Below are 18,665 nucleotides of genomic sequence, written 5' to 3' on the forward strand. Positions count from 1 at the left end.
ACTTACTACTGAAACTCGTAAACTATACAATATGTGCATTATTCAATATGAATTGTGAATTGTGAACTGTGAATTAAATAAATAGGGGGTTTTAAAATGAACGTATCTTTAATCATCATCATCTGCTATATATCCATGTTATTTGTAATAAGTTTTATTGCTAAAAAGAAAGCTCAAGGGGGAGGCGAAAGCTATACTTTAGCCAGTAGACAGCTTACAACTCCACTTGTAACCTGTTCACTTATAGGCCTTGCTATTGGCGGTGCTTCAACCATAGGGGTCGCTGAACAAGCTTACGATGTAGGACTTTCAGCAGGTTGGTACTGCACAGCCTGGGGAATCGCAGCTATAGTTATGGGACTTGCAGCTGCAAGTAAATATAGGGAATTCAATGTATCTACTGTTCCTGAATTGTTTTCAAAATTTTATGATGAAAAAGGTGTTGCCGTCTGTGTAGCATGCCAGATAATTATTCTCATTGTAGTTGTGTCTCTTCAATACATTGCAGGTGGAGCTATTTTATCTTCACTTTTGCCTGGTATATTCACTATAAAAACAGGTATGATAGTAAGTGCTTGTGTATTTGTTGGTATAACCTTTATAGGAGGAATGTGGTCTGCCGGATTATGTAATTCATTTAACGTTCCTTTAAAATATACAGGAATTATACTATGTACTATATTAGCTGTATCAAAAAGCGGAGGAATTCAGAACATAAAACTTCATCTTCCTCAAAGTGTACCTTATTTCAGCCCTATTAAAGGAGTTGGTACATGGGTAATTTTAGGTTGGATACTTGTTATGACTACCCAGGTTTTGTCTATGCAGGGTCCTGTACAATTGGCCTTTGCCGCTAAAGATGCAAAGACTGCAAAAAAAAGCTTTATACTTGGCGGTCTTCTTATGATTCCAATAGGTTTTTTATGTGCTCTTATAGGTATGGCTGCAAGAACTACTTTTCCTCACGTAAGTGCTACTATGGCACTTCCTAAAATGATTTTGTCATTAAACCCTGTAGCAGCAGGAATAACTTTAGCGGCACTCTGGGCAGCAGATGTTTCTACAGCCTGCAACTTGCTTTTAGGTGCATCTACCCTATTTACAAATGACATATACAAAAAATATATAAATCCTAAAGTAAATGACAAAAAGCTTTTAATAATGACTAAATCCTCTGTAGTTCTTTTGGGTATATTTACCTTTATACTTGCCCTTTCCATGTCAGGTATATTAAAAACTATATCCATGGGCTTAAGCCTTTCTACTGCATTTACACTTATATTTTTATTTACCATGTTTGCTCCTAAACTTTGCAAAAAAAGTTCTGCTTTTTTCACTACCCTAGCAGGAGTAGCAGCTCTATTTTTATGGCAGTTAATACCTTCCTTTAGAATATTTCCTCATGTAATATTCATGGAATGGCTTGTATGCCTTGTAACCTTTATGCTTACATCAATACTTGATAAAAGATCAATTATGAATATAGATACCATAGATGAAATAAATGAAATAGTGTAAAAAAGTAAGGAGATAAACCTCCTTACTTTTTTACACTCAATCAATTATAGTACCTGGATTTAAAATCTCATTTGGATCAAATACCTTTCGTATACCCTTCATAATTTCAAGCTCTCGTTTTGTAAACTGCAGCGACATGTGTTTCTTTCTTGTTTTTCCTGTACCATGTTCTGCTGTTATTGTACCACCATATTTTAGTGCAGTTTTATACATTTCCTCTTTTAATTCCTCATAATATGAAGGCAGTTTACCGTTATCCCCCATAATAAAATTGTGTATATTTCCATCTGCTATATGTCCCAAAGACAAAATATGATTTCCATATTTCTCTCCAAGTGCCGTTATGTCATCAAAAAAATCCGGTACAGTTGAAGGTGGAACTGCTATATCGAGTGCATCTGCTATATTGTCCTTATAGGGACCATATGCATTGCTCCTTATTGCCAAAATATTTCTCTGTTCCTTTGTAGTCTCCGCTATTATACTATCCACTGCATTGTGTTCTTCGCATATTTCTACAATTTTTTCGCTGCTAGCATAAAGTGCATCTTCTGTAGGCTCATCAATCATGAAAATTAAATCTACAGATCCTTTATTTGCAGGCCACTTAGTTCCAAGCTGCTGTGCAGCATTTTGTGCAATGACTTTGTCCATATACTCCACAGCAAGTGGTGTAATTCCATCTTGAAGTATACAAGGTACTGCATCACAAGCTTCACGCCTTGTATCAAATGAAACCAAAAGTGTTCCATTATACTTATTTTGTGCATAAAGCTTTAATGTTACTTTTGTAATTATACCTAAAGTTCCTTCACTTCCAATCATCATATGTAAAAGGTCATAGCCCATATTGTTTTTTATAAGTTTTCCTCCTACATTCACTATTTCACCTGTGGGTAAAACTACTTCCAAAGCTTTAACATGATTTCTCATGATTCCATGTTTTACAGCTTTTGTGCCGCCAGCATTTGTTGCTACCATACCGCCAATTTGAGCTCCTTCATCACCAGGATGTATAGGAAAAAATAGTTTGTCCTGCTTATTTAGTTCTTCTAGTAAATCTGCCAGGGTAGCTCCTGCTTCAATTGTAATCATCAAGTTTTTTTCATCAAGTTCAACAATTTTATTTAATCTTTCAAGTGACAAAATTATGCTGGATTCTGTGGGAATGACTCCTCCAACTACGCCTGTACCACCGCCCCTTGCAACTACAGGTGTCAAAGTCTTATTTGAATATTTTAATATCTCCGATATCTCTTCTGCAGAACCAGGTTTAACTACTACACAGTCCTTGCATGCTTCTGGACGAAGCAGAGGTTCTGTTTCATCGTAGAGATATCTCTGCATCTTAGACAAATCATCTGTAATCCAATCTTCTCCCACAATACTTTTTAAACTTTCAATTATTTCACTCTTCAATGTTATTTCCCCCTTTTTATTTGACAAATTCTTTCATCTTGCCTTTTAGTCAATTAATTAAATCTTATAATATTTTACACTTACAGCGCCCCAATTGAATGAAATAAGTAAAAAAAATACATCAGCTTGTCTTTACTGATATATTTCAACGTACAAAAAAAACAGCTCTTTTCGCTGGGGCGAAAAGTCTGCCGCGGTACCACCCATTTTTTTTACTTAATTAACATAACGGTTAAACAACCGATTAGACCTACTAAACATTCAGCCTACAGCTCCAGGGTGAGTTTCAACATGTATATTTATGGGTTTTCACCTTACCCCACTCTCTGTAAAAAAATATTAACATACCTAATTAATCCTATCATAGCTTTTATCTTTAAAGATGAGTTTACTATAAGTTTTGGTTACTGTCAATAGCCTAAAAATAAAATTTTTTTATAGTAGTCAATCTCGCTTATAGTGTACTCTTAGCTATCTTCCATTTGCATACAAAATTCATATAAACTTGAGTTTTTGTATACATTAATGGTATAATAAAAAACATTAGTAAGTTTTCTTTAAACTTAATAATGTTTTAAGGGGGAAAATACATTGAATAAAAAAGCCTTATCTGTTATTATAACGTTTGCGTTAGTAGGTTCTACTTTCAGCAATGTTTTCGCTTCTTCAGCCAGTACGTCTGAAGAATTAACACAAACTCAAAATAACAAAAAGGAACTCCAGGTAAAAGTTGATACTTTAAATAAGCAGATTGATGGAGTAATCGGAAAAATTGAAAGCAATAAAAAAGATATGAATACTATTGCTAAGAACATTAAAAATACACAAATCAAATTGTCAAAAGCACAAGATGATTCAAAATCGCAAAATGATTTATTTAAAAAAAGAGTAAAAGCTATGTACACAACTGGTACAAACGGTTATCTCCAGGTACTTTTATCTTCAAACAACTTAGGTGATTTTATATCCAGAGTTGACTCAATCTCAAGAGTAATGAAATTCGATAATCAAGTTATTACAAAACTAAAAGGAAATGAACAAGCTATACAAAGTCAGCAAAAAGCTTTAAGTGCTGAAAATGCTAAGTTAGAATCTTTAAAAATAAGTAATGAATCTACTTTGTCAAAATTAAATACTGACATACAACAACAAAAAGAACTATTAAGTCAGGCTACCGCAAAGGAACAGCAGTTAATAGCTCTTCAGACTGCTCAGAAGGCTCCTCAAATACCTGAAATAAAAACTTCTTCACCTACCTTATCTCGTGGTGGATCAGGTTCACTTTCATATTCACAAGTACTTACTATGGAGGCAACTGCATACTGTGGAGATGGTGTCACAGCATCAGGTTCTGCAACTGTAAGGAATCCAAATGGATACAGCACTATAGCTGTTGATCCTCGAGTTATTCCACTGGGAACAAAAGTCTATGTAGAAGGATATGGATATGCCGTAGCTTGTGATATCGGTGGAGCTATAAAGGGAAATATCATAGATTTATTCGTAAATTCGGAGGCAGAAGCAGAAAACTGGGGCAGAAGATCTGTTACTGTATATATACTTAATTAATATGTACAGGTAGTATTGTGCTGCTATTTTACCTAAAAGGTAAACACTTGGGGAGATTTTCTCTCCCCTACCTTACGAGAAATACATATTTATCATCTTAACATATAATAAATCATATGCCTGTAAAGTTTAGGTATCACCTCAAAGGAATAAGACACATTTAGTCTTTCAGTATATTTGTGCAAGTCTTTTCCCTGTCCACCAAAAATCACTACAGGAATATTTAACTTAGACAGTTCTTTTACTGGAAGTTTATATATTATGTCATATCCAACTATATTCGAAATCAATTCAGTAAGTGGTATATCTGGGTTAATTCCTGTATAACTTGCATCAGATATACCCATAAAATAATTAGTTTTTATAATGCTTTCCTGAAATTTTTCTTCTGCATACTTAATTGTACTATCTACAGCATTTATAAATTTGCCATCCTCACTATTTTCAGCTTTTAAATATTTATGCGGATAATAAGGAGGAATAAATGAAATTATAATCATAGGTCTTTTATTCTCGTATAGCTCATAAGTTGCCTTCACTATATTTATAGCTATAGTTTGGTTATCCACTTTCTCATTTTTCCATTCTTTTACCTTTTCATCTATGTACTTTTCAAAATCCTTATGCGTGCTTTTAACTTCATATAACATCTCTTTATAAGTAATAACACAAGCTTCTATATTATCAAATTTCAATTTTTGTGAGGATTTCTTTGCAAATTTTTCTCTCTTTTTTGAAATATCCTTTAAAACATTCTCAAAGGCATTCTGAGCCAGTTCTTTTAAATTAGATAGTATTTCATCATAAGATACCTGAAGAGTCAATATATTATAATATGCGGTGGAATACAATGGGCTCTGTACGGAATACATCTCCTTTAAATCCATTTGCTTTAAACACATAGGCGGCGGAGTTACAGTATCATAAACGCTGTCTGAGAGATCTGGATTACATTCCATTAATTTGTTTATCTCTGAAACTAGCAAATTGGGATTCAATCCTCTCAAAGATTCCCCTACATGAGTTTCTTTTCCCACACAAAAAAATAAAGGCATAATTTTACCTACACTACCTATGTATAATCTCTTGCTTTCTTTTTCTCCTCTTTCAGGTATGCTTGGCTCTGATATTATCATACCACAGTAATTGTACTTCCTCTCTTCCTTTAATTTAAGAAGAAATGGAGCTGCAGCAATCATTCCTTCGGAGTTACTCTCTTCGCCAGGAACTACTAAAAGCAATAAGTTTCCCTTAAAGTTTCTCTCTTTACTGAATTCTCTTAAAAGTTCCATATTCAGGGCCACTCCAAATTTCATGTCTGCAGTTCCCCTTCCAAATATCCAATCTCCTGATTTAAAATCCTCCATGGCATCTTCATCCAAATTCAATTCTGAAATTCTTTTAGTACATTCATCTACATCAAAAGCCATAGATTTTAAATGTCCGAATTCTTCTACTCCAACTACATCCAAATGACCTGAAAGTATAAATGAATTTGATGAATTTTCCTTTCCATTTACTACTGCCCATACAAAGCTTCTTCCTAGAGGATCATCTTCAATTTGCTCTATGCCTAGATTTTCAGGATTATCCTTAAAATAAGGTATTTCCAAAATTTTTTCATATATTTTTTCTGCTGCCGCACACTCTTCTTTTGTACCAGATATGCTTGGCACAGATATTAGTTTCCTCATTGTGTCGTATACATTTTTCTTAAAGCTCATTTTTGTCCTCCCCAATATAATTGAAAACTTTCAATTACATCTAAGTATACCATTATTTTTATATAAATGTTAATTTACAACAAAAAAAAATGGATTCAACCACATAATTTGCTGAATTCATCTTTTATAATACAATATATTTATCCGATTGCTACCATTGCTAACACCCCCATCTTCTTCAAAGTGGGGGATAAGCACTGCTACGCACCTGGATAAGTTCTTCTAAGGTTCAGATGGAGAAAAGGTATTCCTTATAAGCAAACTCCACCTGAACCTAAGAATCACTTGATAATACAATATATTTTTCTCAAACTATCTATTACTAATTAAAAGTTTTTCCAGTAAAGTTTCATATATTGGTTTAGACTTTAATACATAAGCAGTCAAATAAGAAACTACTGCAATAATAGCAACAGGTAAAAGATTGCTAAAAGATCCTGTCATTTCTACAACAAGTATGCTGCCACTCATAGGAGCCCTTATAACTGAAGAAAAATATCCTGCCATAGCAAGAATTATAAAGATTCCAATGTAAGAACTATTAATATGAAATAAGTAAGTAGCAGCACTTCCATATATAGCTCCTATTAAAGCTCCTACAGTAAATAATGGTAGAAATATACCTCCTGGAGTTCCTGAACCACAACATATCATTGAAAACATAAATTTACAAACAAGTAAAATCACAAGCATTTTTATTGCAATATTACCTTTTGCAAGAGACATTATAAGCATATTTCCTTCCCCTAAAATCTGAGGCAGCAAAAATCCTATAAAGATGGATATTGCTAAACAAAACATTGGTCTGAACTGTATAGGAATCCATTTTTGCATAGAAAATATATTTTGTGTTTTTACTAACACTTTATTAAAGACAACTCCTAAAACACCTATAATAATTCCAAGTACAATAATAAATAAATAACAATTTAATGGCAATCTGGGTACATTTCTAAAATCAAAAACAGGCTTAAAGCCAAAAAATTGATAGGAAATAAAATTTGAAGCGGCTGCAGCAGAAAATGCTGAAATCAAAATTGTAGGTGACAGTTTTTTTGAAATCTCCTCTAGTGCAAACATCGTTCCAGCCAGTGGAGCATTGAATGCAGCAGCAATTCCAGCACTAGTACCACTTATAATAAGATATTTTTCTTCTATTTTTATTTTTTTTAAAATTTTTGAAAAACCCTGTCCAACTGCTGCACCTAATTGAACAGAAGGTCCTTCTATTCCAAGTGAAAGGCCTGTCCCAATAGCAAGAAAACTTCCTACAAATTTCCCCAATATTACTTTCCACCATGTCATATCAAGTTTTTCAAGTAATACACCTTCAACTTGTGGAATACCACTTCCCCTAATTGCAGCATTCTTTTTTGCAATCAAGCCAATTATATAACCTATTATAATTAAAAATATAATCCAAATTGGAATTAACCAATACTTTAAACTGATTGTTTTATAAGTATTCGCTAAAAGGTATCCTGATTTATCCACTAAAAATCTCAAAAAAGATATTATAACACCTGTTAACATTCCAACAATAATACTTTCAAGTATCCTTTTTAATTTAAAACTATTTTCATTAAATAACGCTTCATATTTATTTCTTTTATCACTCATTTCCATCTGATTTTTCATTTTCCTTTCTAACTAATTAAATATGTACATAATTTACTAATGCCATACTCCTGCATTTCATGTTCATTGTACCATAAAATGGAGCATATTTTATTCTCCTTTCCTAATAATATTTCTATTTCAATTATTGGAGTATCACCAACTATTATTTGATTTCAACCAAATACAGATTGACCTTCAATTGCTTTTAAGTAAATTATTAAATATAATACTAATATAACACTTTACTACAAGGTTTATAGCTTGAACATTGGCTTATGTGCAAACATATTTCTACAATAGAGTATAAGTTTAAATTTCAGTTGAAAACTCTATATCTTAAATATAATTGGAGGAAAGTTATGATTGAATTATTAGGGGTAAACAAAAGCTACAATTCATCTTCAAAGGCAGTAGACAATCTAAATCTAAGTATACCCGATGGAGAAATATTTGGATTTATAGGTCCAAATGGTGCTGGAAAAACTACCACCATAAAAATGATAACAGGAATAATAAAAGCAGACAGTGGAACTGTAAGAATAAACAACATAGATATAAATGAAAGACCAATAGAGGCCAAATATCAATTTGGTTTTGTACCTGACAGCCCAGATATGTTTTTAAGACTTAAAGGTATAGAATACTTAAATTTCATGGCAGATATATATGGAGTGAAATCTGAAGAAAGAACAGCTAAAATTAAAAATTTATCCAATAGGTTTGAGATATCAAATGCTTTAGGAGATCAGATTCAAAGTTATTCCCACGGCATGAGGCAAAAAATAATAATTATAGGTGCTCTAATCCACAATCCAAGTGTTTGGATATTAGACGAACCTATGACAGGACTTGATCCTAAATCCTCATATACATTAAAAGAAATGATGAAAGAACATGCAAGTGCAGGAAACACCGTATTTTTTTCAACTCATGTTTTAGAAGTGGCAGAGAAATTATGTGATAGACTTGCAGTTATAAATAAAGGCTCTCTCTCATTTTCCGGAACTTTTCAAGAGTTAAAAAATAAGTTCAATGAAAATGAAAGCTTAGAAAATATTTTCTTGGAGATGACTGGTAATGAATAATTATATAGTTTTAACTAAAGTATTGTTGAAAAACGGAAGTAATTCTGCAGGTATGAAAAAAAATAGTAATATTAAAAAAGCAGCCCTTTGGATAATCATTTTACTAGCTCTCTTACCTACTATAAAACTATTTTCTCTTTTTATATTCTCAGCTTATGACTATCTCTACAAAATAGGTCAGCAAGGCTTAATTTTATCTCTTGGTATATCTTTTACGAGTGTATTTATATTCTTCTTTGCCATATTTTATTCTATAAATGTACTGTATTTTTCAAAAGATATAGACCTTCTGCTGCCACTGCCCTTAAAGCCTTGGGAAATTCTACTTTCCAAATTCACTGTAATACTCATATATGAATACCTTACTGAAGTTTTTATACTACTTCCTGTTTTGCTAATCTATGGGTATAAAGGCAGTTCTAATCCGCTTTATTTTATATACAGTGCACTACTATTTTTAATAGTACCTATTATACCTATAGCTGCAGCTTCAATTTTAAATATGGTAATAATGAGTTTTACAAATATAGGTAAGCATCGTGATATCTTAAAAATTTTAGGTGGAATTTTTGCAATGTTATTTGCAATAGGTTTAAATATAGTACTTCAAAAAATGACTGTATCATCCCAAAATTATGAAAACATATTTAAGATGATAAATGAAGGAAATAATTCTTTAGTATCTCTTTCAAACAGATTTTTTCCAGGGAGTACATTGTCTGCAAGTTCTCTAGTATATAGTTCAAGCTTTAGGGGATTTGGAAACTTAATTTTATTTATAGTTTTAAATATTCTTGTAATTTTACTATTTTCAATACTTGGTGAACATTTATATTTTAAAGGTGCTCAAGGTTGCAGTGAAATTTCTGCAAAGAGAAGAGAACTGGATTATTCAAAATTAAATGAAACTTCCTCTACAAATTCCAAATTTAAAGCTCTACTGCTTCAGGAAATTAAATCTCTTTTCAGAACACCTGTATATTTTATGAATTGCATTTTAGCAAATATCATAATACCTATTGTACTTTTTATACCATTTTTAGTTCGACCGGATTCTTTTCACGAATTAAATGTTCTAGTGAATATTAAGGTAACCTCAACTACTACAATGATTTGTATCGTAATATCTCTAGCTGCAGGATTAATTTTTGGAGCTTCCAATTCCATAACTTCCACAGCCATATCAAGGGAGGGAGAAAACATATTTGTAAAAAAATACTTACCAATTTCTTACAGTACTCAAATTATGGCAAAAGTGATTTCTGGCGTTCTTGTTGGAATTACAAGCATATTTCTAATCTTAATAGGATTGACTTTACTTGTAAAACTCCCTATATGCTTCTCAGTTATTTCACTTTTAGTTAGTTTTATAGGAATACTGCTTACCTCCATGACTGGAATTTTAATTGATTTAAGATTTCCAAAGCTGCACTGGGATAACGAAGTAAAAGCTGTAAAACAAAATTTCAATACTTTTATAAATACGATAATTAGCTTTATATTCACGGGTATATTAATATTTTCAATGATTAATTTTTACAGCTACATAAATGAAGTAGCTATCCTGGGACTTTGCATAATAATAGCAGCAAATTTTATACTGTATAAAGCTATATGTTCAAAGGGAATCTCTATGTTTAAAAATATAGAAATATAAATTAAAAGACTGACATACTAGTAAATTAGCATGTCAGTCCTTTTTTATTAATACAGTACTTTAACTTTATCTCCATTATTTAAGAATGTTTGTCCTGAAGTTATTATCCTATCGCCAGCTTCTATGTTAGAAGATGTTATTTCAGTAACTTTATCATTTGAAAGTCCTGTAGTTACAGCTACTTTCTTTACTTTATTGCTTCTTACTGCAAACAAATATGAAACTCCATTTTCAACTTTTATAGTTTCATTAGGTACTGTCATTACATTATTTTTAACCTGGTCAGGAAAAGAAACCTTTGAATACATTCCTGATGTTAAGCTTGCATCTGAATTAGGTATTCTTACTTTAATCAGATATTGCTGAGTTTTGCTGTCTGCATTAGGTGTTATAGTATCTATAGTTCCTGTCAATTTTTTATCTGAAAGAGAAGGAATTGTTACAGGTATAGACTGTCCAACTTTAATTTTTGAAAGCATAGTGTCTGACACATTTACTTCAGCCATAATTGAACTTGAATCTACTATGGTTACGGATGCCTGAGCACCTGAAGTAATTTCTCCTTGGTGTATATTTACAGCAGATACAACACCAGAAATAGGTGATTTAATTACAGTATCATCAACCTGGCTTTGAATTGATTTAAGTCCAGCTTGTGCCTGATTTACTTGAGCCTGAGCTACTTCAACCGATTCAGGTCCAACTTTTTGCCTGGTTAAGTCTAAGTTTTGCTGTGCTGCAGAAAGTGAAGCTTCTGCATTCTCTAATTTTGTAGTAGCATTGTCTAAATCCTGTTTTGGCACAGCCCCAGCAGAATATAAGCTTTGCTCTCTATTATAACTATTTTTAGCATCATTATAATTTATCTGTGCCGTATTTAATGCTTGCTGCTGCTGCACAATCTGCTGTTCAACTCCAGAACTTTGAGTTTTATCTAGATTTGCTTTTGCAGATTGTATGCTTGCCTGCTGCTGCTGAAGCTGTGCCTGCAGCGAAGTTGAATCAAGAGTAAAAAGTATATCTCCAGCTTTTACAGTACTACCTACTTTTACGTTTAAAGCTTGAACTTTGCCTGGTGTTTTAGGAGATATAGATACATCTTTATCTGAATTTAACTTTCCCGAATAATCTACAGTTGTTGTCAAAGAATCTAGTTTTGCTTCAGCGACATTTACATTTTGAATTTTATTTTGTGACTCTACTTTTTTATTTTTAATTACGTTATGAGCTATAGCAGCTACCATTAAAACTACTAATAAAACAACTACTATCTTCACAATATTTTTTTTGGATTTTAAAACGTTAAATTTCATAAATTACACCTCCTGCATTTCTGGCTGTTTTTTTCTTTTTTTAAATATACGATTCTTCAAATTGTCCATCATCAAGTAAATTATAGGTAATATTATAGGAGTAAAAATAGTTGATGCAACCATTCCTCCAATAACTAAGACAGCCATACTTGATTTCAATTCACTACCTTCGCCTATAGATAAAGCTGCTGGCAGCATACCCACAATCATGGTTAAAGAAGTCATCATTATAGGTCTTAATCTTCTTTCACCAGATTCAATTAATGCTTCCCTTAAACTATATCCACGTTTTATGAGAGTATTAGTATAATCAATCAATAAAGTACCATTTTTAGAAGCTAATCCATCAAGCATAATAAGTCCTATTAGTGACATCATATTTAAAGTTTTACCCGTGATAGCAAGTATTCCAAAAGCTCCAACAAGTGCACAAGGCAGCGATAACATTCTTATAAATGGCGTTAAGAAGGATTCGTAAAGCACAACAAGTATCATGTAAATAAGTATTAATGATACTCCCAGTGCTTCTCCAAGAGAAGTAAAGCTATCTCCCATACTCTTCTGATCACCGCCAAATTTGATTTTATAACCTTCTGGTACAGATAGTGACTTTAATTTTTCACCTATCTGCTGACTTATAGTTCCAAGAGACCTTCCTTCAATATTTGCAGAAACTGTAGCTACATCCTGCCTATCCTTTCTAGATATAGATTGCGGACTATTAGTCCTCACTATAGATGCAACTTCACTTATTGGTATAGATTGTCCAGATTGATTTAGCACTTTTATTCCACTTATATCCGAAGGAGTTTTTATATCACCATCGTGAAATTTTACTTTTATATCATAATCGTCATCACTAGTACTATATGTTCCAGCAGAAGAGCCTTGAATTGCTGTCCTAAGTGTAGATGATATATCTGATATGGATACACCATACTGCGCTGCTGCTAACTTGTCTATTTTAACCCTAAGCTCGCTTTGACTTGCATTTGTAGAATTACCTACATCTGCAATTCCCGGAATGCCTTTTACTATTTGCTCTACCTTATTTGATATTTCAGTTACAGTATCCGTATTATCCCCTAATATTTCAATAGATATAGGCTTACTTGAACCTGACCCTCCAGCTTCGGATTCACTCACAGAAAAATCTGTTCCGGCTAAAGTTGCATTTCCCCATTTTCTAACTTGTTTTGCCACTTCAGTTTGAGATCTTTTTCTATCATTTTTAGGATAAAGAGTTACATACATAGTTGCAGAATTTGAAGAACTATCCATCATTACGCTGCCGCTGCTAGATCCTACCATGGAATAATATGTACTAATTTCAGGTACACTATGTAAATAGTTTTCTACTTGTTTAACTTTCTTATCCATTTCATTTAAACTGGTTCCAGAATCAAAACTCATACTTATACTAAAATTACTCTCATCTGTAGTTGGCATAAGTTCCGTACCTATAGCACCTATAGGTATCAATGCAATAGTTGCTACTAATACAACTGCACCGATGGCAAGTACCCTTTTTCTATGATCCAAGCACCATATAAGAAATCTTTTATAGTTAGCTGTTATACTATCCATAGAATTTGAAATTCCATTAAGTATTCTATAAAATATGCTTCGTTTAAATTTACTTTTTAACATTCCTGATTTTGCTTGTCTATTTTCTTCTGTTTTAAGAAGTCTTGATGCCAGCATAGGAGTTATAGTAAATGCTACAAATAAAGAAAATAACGAGGCAAAAACTATAGTAAGTCCGAACTCCCTAAAGTAAGTTCCTACCATACCTGTCATAAAGCAAACAGGAAGATATACAACTACATCACAAAGAGTTATGGCAATAGATGCAAGTCCTATTTCTTTACGTCCATCTATAGCTGCAGATTGTGGATCTTTTTTCATAGCCAGATGCCGCTGTATGTTATCTAATACAACAATTGAGTCATCTACAAGTGTACCTACACAAAGAGATAATCCCATAAGAGACATTATATTCATAGTAAATTTCATAGCATACATCATAAAAAAAGTTGCAATAAGAGATGTTGGTATAGCTACAAGTATTACAAGTGAAGATCTCCAGCTTTTTAAGAATATTAGTAAAACTAAAGCAGTTGTTATTACACCCTCTATTAAAGTATGCTTTATTTGAGAAATAGAAGAATTTATAAACGTAGTACTATCATATGCAGTGTCTAATCTAATATTAGATGGCATATCTTTTTTTAACCCGGCAATTTCCTTTTTAACATTGTTTACAACTTCAACTACATTTGCATCACTTTGCTTTTGTATACTTATTCCTATAGTATTTTTTCCATTCATTCTAATACGTTGATCTTGTTCAGGATATTCCAAATTTACATCTGCTATATCTCCTAGACGGACAGTACTGTTTCCTGAAGTAGGTATGAGCAAATTTTTTACTTCATCTACACTTTCAAATTTACTTATAACTCTCACAGATTGATTTAATTTGTCCTGCTTTATCTGGCCTGCAGGCATATTTATATTATCTGACTGCAGCTTAGAAGTTAAAGTATTTAAATTTATACCATAAAATTCTATGGCAGATTTATTTAATTTTATTATCAACTGCTTTTTTTGTATTCCTTCAAGAGATACATTTCCTACACCTTGAACTTTTTTTAGAGCCTCAGTTATATTATTTGCCTCATTGTAAAGTTCATCATAAGATAAGTTTCCAGATACAGATAACATTAAAGCAGACATAGCACCTGTATCTAACTTAAATAAAATAGGCTTATCTGCATTTTTAGGAAGTTTACCTTGTGCATTATCTACAGCTTTTTGTACATCTAGAAAGGCTGTATTCATATTTGCGCTGGATTTGAATATTATAGTAGTTTGTCCCATTCCTTCTCTAGCTGTAGAATTAATTCTATCGATGCCGCTTATGCCTGCAACCGCATCCTCCATAGGTTTTACGACATCCTTTCTTATATCTTCAGAACTGGCACCAGAATAACTAGTGGATATAGAAATTACTGGTATATCCATAGAAGGCATAAGATCTGCGCCAAGATGTGTATATCCAAATATACCAAGCCCTAGCAAAAACAATATAACCATGGTTATTGCAGCTGGCTTTTTTACAGATAGTTCAGTTAAATTCATTTTTCTCCTCCTTTATCAATGAATCTTACTTAGTGGGAAAAGCAGATATTCCAAATCTTTGATTTGGTATAGTCGCTTTCTCTTTAGAGTTTCTGTTTCTCCTACTAAGTTTAGATGAATTATCTAGGGGCGTAGCTACTGTTATCTCCCACTTTGATAGAAAAGCAGATATCCCAAATCTTCGATTTGGTGATAGTCGCTTTCACAGAGTGCGTTGGAGTGTTACAGTAGGTAGCCATCAGATAACAATATAGCAATCTATTATTTTCTATTTTTATACTTTTGGAGAGCATAATTCAATTTTAAAAAGCTTAAACTCATATTTTTTAAATCATCATTATTCAGCTCCGAAAGTGATTCTGCCAAAAATCTAGATTTTACTTCGCTCATTTTTTTTAGGAATTGTTTTCCTTTATCTGTCAAAGATATCATAACTACCCGCCTGTTGTCTTCTGGTCTAAATCTATTTATAAATTGGCTTTCAACTAATTTATTGCTTAAATTTGTAACAGCTGAAGGAGTTATTCCAAGTTTTTCAGCAAGTTCACTAACTTTGTAGGATTCACTTTCTTCAAGTAAATATAAAAGGAACAGCTGCGAAATAGAAAGTTTTTCTTCATAATTTATCTCATTCATTATAGATCTACTTATGATAACAAAATCATATAATCCTTTTTTTATATCTTCAATAAGCGATAATTTATCTTTTTCACAGTTCATTAAAATTCTCCTTTACTACCCTACATAATATTTAAAGTTTAAAGTTTAAACACTTTAAACCTTAAATATTTCATACATATATGAATACATAATGTAAATTATATATTTATATTTTATAAATATCAATAATTTATTAACAAATTTAATATAATATTAAGAAAAATACTCCAGGTATACTTTCTGGAGTATTTTTTCTAATATTACTATCTATATGAATTTTGCCTTAATATTCTCTCCTACAACTTAGGTTTAAATGTATGCAAAATATATTATATCAATATGATACCACCTAATGATTCTTTCTAATTCTTTAGTGCCTTAAGTACTGCCAGTTTTGCCATATTAAATATGGAATTTCTCTCCTCAACTATCGTTATTTCTTCTTCTATATATTTTCCATCTTCGCTTGATTTAAAAAGAGATGCTACATTTCTTTTAAAGGAATTATCCATTAAATTCTTTAATATGTGCTTTGTATCCTCTTTAGGATATAAATTTTCACACAATTTCTCTATTATATGATCAACCTTTAAAACATATTTGTCCTTTAGTATTTTCTTCTTCTTTATATTATTCAGTGCCAGGATAGACATCTCTAGAATATCATCTCTCACATTAAAATCAACCTGATCATAACTGTCACATATAAAAGTTGCAGCTTTATTTAATTGATTTGTATATATGTCTATGTTTTCCCTTCCTATTATAAATGCCAGCATTACCATGGAAGTAGTCTCTATTTTATCCTCTAAATTGCTATCTTCATAATCTACAAAAGCTCCATCTGCAAATTGATTTTTAGCTATTATTCGTATAAGCTTTTCTCTAGTATACTTTTTATCCAAATATAAATTGTCACTGTCATATTCTTTCTCTTCTTTATCATTTGTAAAACTTCTATATAAGAACCCACTTTCTAAGTTTTCATCTATTTTTTCACCTAAAGTGCTTTCATTTACTTTTATTGGAATTATATTTTTAAGCTGAATGCCAAGTACTGGTTCTTCTCTTAATTCCATCAATATAAAAGTAGTTTCAGGACTTATGAAGCCACTTTTTTTAGAAAGTTCTATTAACTTTCTTTTCATTTCTTCTTTCTCTTGTCCCCTCTGTGCTTTCATATTCATTTCTAAAGATTTCATCTTTTTTCTAGCCCAAACCTTTCTAAGTAAGCTGGCATTTTCCTCTGTACTAAAATTGTCAATATCTATCCTTCTCAAATATTCTTTTCCATCCACATACCCTTTTAAAGTTATTCGTCCCTCTACTTCCCCAGTAACACTTGCAAATATAGAAAAAGGCTCTCTATCATACATATATTCAATAGTCCTTGGATAAGTAGAGTTAACTTGTAACCTTCCCCAATCTATATCTATACCATCTACCTGAGGACTTTGTATTCTATTAAACTGCCTTAAAATCACATCTTCAATTCTTTGACCTATATCTATAAATTCTGCTTTTCCATAACTTTCATGGGCTAACTTATTCAAAAAATAATTATTTGCACAAGAATCTATTCCAAAAGTAAATATTCTATTATCCCCAATATTTTCATTCACATAGGAAAGTATTTTTTCCTCATCCTCTACCGAATCATCTGTAAAAAGGAGTATAGTATTTTCAGATCCTTCATTTTCAAGGCTGTATTTTATCCCTCCAAATATATCCGCATCTTTTTCCGTTTTTAAACTATCTATCCACTTAGATGCTTCTCTTAGTGAATCTGCATTAAACTCTATCAGTCCATTTTGAGAAAAGCTAATTAGTTTATTCCCCAAGGCTATCATGTCAAAGGTATCTCCTTTTGATAGATTTCTTATACAAAGTTGAAGTGCATTTTTAGCTTGTTCTAACTTTTCACCTTTCATCGTATCTGAAATATCAATTAAAAATACATAATGTTCTGTAATATCTTCTTCATAGGGGTCAAGTTTAGGAATCATTCTCATATAAACTATCCCTTTTTCCTCATCATTTTCCTTATACTCATATATCATTCCATCTGCTTCTAAGGTTTCTCTTTCCCTCATAAACAATATAAAATCTTTATCTGTTAAATAGTAGTTTTCTTCTAAGCTTATTTTAGCTACTGTATCACCTTCCCTCTCCACCTTTATATTATGGTAGGGACACCTAAAATCAACTTTACTCAAGGATTCCACTATTATGTTTACCTTAAATTCAAAGTTCTCTTCCTTAGTTTTTCTTATACCTAATTTATTTACCAGGTTATCCTTTAGTTCTTCAATTTTAGATCTGTTTCTTATTATCTTAGGTTGTGAAATTGCAGGTATTGTAAGTTTAAATGTACTATCTTTATAATCTAGTTCCTCTATGTAGGAAAGTTTTATTTTAACAGTTTCTCCGGAAATTATTTTTCCTATGCTTATTTTAAATAAGTGGGGACTGAATTCTTCTAAGGAAAAAGTGCTGTCTCCTCTAAGCTTTGCATTTTCATAAATCTGAAGTGCCTTATCTTTTTCTTCAACTACTGCCTTTAAAGTTCTTCCACCTATTTCTGCTTCAAAACCAGATATTATAGCTGCAGCTGGAAGCGGGAAAATGTAAACTCCTTCTATATTTTCATTGCTGCAATTTTGATAAATCTGATTTATAAATATCTCACCATACCCTGCACATAAATTTCCATTAATATTAACTTTTTTTAATAAAATTCCCTCATCAATTTTAGTATCTCTATTAGCATAAGATAACATATATCCTGACCTCCTTTTCAATTTCACTTTATCTACAAAAATACATATTAAATATTATTTTCCATTAAAAATAATTACTAACTATATATTTACCACATCTTAATAATATATTCATACTAAAAATATCTATTTTGTATTATTATATCATATATATGGTAAATTATTTTAAATAAAAT

At 31.7% G+C, this 18,665-nt stretch carries 11 protein-coding genes and 1 other annotated feature; of the genes, 4 read left to right on the top strand and 7 right to left on the bottom strand.

Features of this window, described 5'->3' with window-relative positions; all coding sequences use genetic code 11:
- Positions 1–96 precede the first annotated feature (96 nt).
- Positions 97–1,518, top strand: a complete 1,422-nt coding sequence (locus B5S50_RS01645; RefSeq protein WP_217302907.1) for a sodium:solute symporter family protein — start codon at positions 97–99, stop codon at positions 1,516–1,518.
- Between the two features lie 36 nt (positions 1,519–1,554).
- On the opposite strand, the gene B5S50_RS01650 is transcribed toward B5S50_RS01645, so the two are convergent.
- Entirely contained in the window at positions 1,555–2,937 is a 1,383-nt protein-coding gene (locus B5S50_RS01650) for an FAD-binding oxidoreductase (RefSeq protein ID WP_065076613.1), read from the bottom strand.
- A gap of 172 nt (positions 2,938–3,109) precedes the next feature.
- Positions 3,110–3,311: a binding site (T-box leader), on the bottom strand.
- A 217-nt stretch (positions 3,312–3,528) separates the two neighbouring features.
- On the opposite strand from B5S50_RS01650, the gene B5S50_RS01655 reads away from it, so the two are divergent.
- Positions 3,529–4,506, top strand: coding sequence for a 3D domain-containing protein (locus B5S50_RS01655; RefSeq protein ID WP_065076612.1), 978 nt, complete (start codon positions 3,529–3,531; stop codon positions 4,504–4,506).
- 92 nt (positions 4,507–4,598) lie between these two features.
- Here the strand turns inward: B5S50_RS01655 and B5S50_RS01660 are convergent, their stop codons facing one another.
- Both B5S50_RS01660 and B5S50_RS01665 read right to left on the bottom strand, forming a co-directional pair.
- Positions 4,599–6,230 carry a M20/M25/M40 family metallo-hydrolase gene (locus tag B5S50_RS01660; RefSeq protein WP_217302908.1) on the bottom strand — a complete coding sequence of 544 codons (1,632 nt, stop codon included), beginning with the start codon at positions 6,228–6,230 and terminating at the stop codon, positions 4,599–4,601.
- 312 nt (positions 6,231–6,542) lie between these two features.
- Positions 6,543–7,868 (bottom strand): ClC family H(+)/Cl(-) exchange transporter, encoded by a 1,326-nt coding sequence (locus B5S50_RS01665; protein WP_254306668.1) that lies wholly within the window; start codon positions 7,866–7,868, stop codon positions 6,543–6,545.
- 341 nt (positions 7,869–8,209) lie between these two features.
- On the opposite strand from B5S50_RS01665, the gene B5S50_RS01670 reads away from it, so the two are divergent.
- Positions 8,210–8,935: an ABC transporter ATP-binding protein gene (locus B5S50_RS01670; RefSeq protein WP_065076608.1), complete on the top strand. Its 726-nt coding sequence runs from the start codon at positions 8,210–8,212 to the stop codon at positions 8,933–8,935.
- Positions 8,928–10,592 carry a transporter gene (locus tag B5S50_RS01675; protein WP_217302909.1) on the top strand — a complete coding sequence of 555 codons (1,665 nt, stop codon included), beginning with the start codon at positions 8,928–8,930 and terminating at the stop codon, positions 10,590–10,592. The genes B5S50_RS01670 and B5S50_RS01675 overlap by 8 nt, the downstream gene beginning before the upstream one ends.
- 47 nt (positions 10,593–10,639) lie before the next feature.
- On the opposite strand, the gene B5S50_RS01680 is transcribed toward B5S50_RS01675, so the two are convergent.
- The 4 genes from B5S50_RS01680 to B5S50_RS01695 all read right to left on the bottom strand — a co-directional run bounded on the left by B5S50_RS01680 (position 10,640) and on the right by B5S50_RS01695 (position 18,489).
- On the bottom strand, positions 10,640–11,905 hold the full coding sequence (locus B5S50_RS01680; RefSeq protein ID WP_217302910.1) for an efflux RND transporter periplasmic adaptor subunit: 1,266 nt from the start codon (positions 11,903–11,905) through the stop codon (positions 10,640–10,642).
- Between the two features lie 3 nt (positions 11,906–11,908).
- A complete protein-coding gene (locus B5S50_RS01685) occupies positions 11,909–15,049 on the bottom strand; it encodes an efflux RND transporter permease subunit (RefSeq protein ID WP_217302911.1) in 3,141 nt (1,046 codons plus the stop codon).
- A 261-nt stretch (positions 15,050–15,310) separates the two neighbouring features.
- Positions 15,311–15,769, bottom strand: a complete 459-nt coding sequence (locus tag B5S50_RS01690; RefSeq protein ID WP_065076604.1) for a MarR family transcriptional regulator — start codon at positions 15,767–15,769, stop codon at positions 15,311–15,313.
- Positions 15,770–16,071: 302 nt separating this feature from the next.
- Positions 16,072–18,489 carry a VIT and VWA domain-containing protein gene (locus tag B5S50_RS01695; protein ID WP_217302912.1) on the bottom strand — a complete coding sequence of 806 codons (2,418 nt, stop codon included), beginning with the start codon at positions 18,487–18,489 and terminating at the stop codon, positions 16,072–16,074.
- Positions 18,490–18,665 lie beyond the last annotated feature (176 nt).

Origin of the sequence: Clostridium sp. 001, from assembly GCF_019056555.1 — a bacterium.
GTDB lineage: Bacteria > Bacillota > Clostridia > Clostridiales > Clostridiaceae > Clostridium_B > Clostridium_B ragsdalei.